Source organism: Vibrio sp. YT-19(2023) (genome assembly GCF_033337395.1).
This window is the reverse complement of record NZ_JAWOQN010000638.1, coordinates 1-642: the sequence shown is the minus strand read 5'-3', so window position 1 is coordinate 642 and position 642 is coordinate 1. Positions and strand designations below refer to the sequence as shown.

General features: G+C 43.3%; 1 protein-coding gene. It reads right to left on the bottom strand.

What is annotated here, in order from left to right:
* Nucleotides 1-642, bottom strand: a 642-nt coding sequence (locus R7E78_RS27610) for a cache domain-containing protein (RefSeq protein WP_411913777.1), incomplete at both ends; no start/stop codon positions are given.

Genomic DNA, 642 nt, shown 5'->3' with positions numbered 1-642 from the left:
GACGAAATTGTCCTTACCTTCAAACTCGACATTAATTAGGTTGAAGCTGTTTTTGTTCAGCAGTTGATTCGCGTTGCTGCCAAAAAGCTGCGCAATCGACGTTTTGTTTTTGCCTTGTTGACGATGAATTTGAATGTCACCTTTTTCATTCGTTAAGAACACGTAACCTGTGTCCTCAATTTGGAAGCTGTTTAGAAGTGACACCATGTCATCCATCGACTTAGATAGACCCGACATCGAGATACCGTTTAAGTCTTGGTAGTTAGTGAACATTTTCACTTCACCATTAGCTTCTTGGAAAACACTCACTGATGTTTCGCGACCCGAAGAGGTGAAACCAAAGAACCACGCGTCTTGCGAATGGTTTAGCTGACGCAAGAAACCATTTTGGTTCCAGTAGTACGCCGTTTTACGGTTTGCGACCGATGCGTCATTCAATCCATACTGAGATTTGATGTTGTTTAGCTGCTGAACAAGCTGCGTTTCAGAAAACTGTGGGTGATCAGTATTTTTTAGCGCTTCGACAACAACTTCGTTTGTTGCTAGTTGCTTCGCCGCTTGCTGCATTTGCACAACTTCGCGGTCAATTTCAGTGTTAATTTGTTGCAGCATGGCTGGCAACTCAATATCAATCAGGCGGTG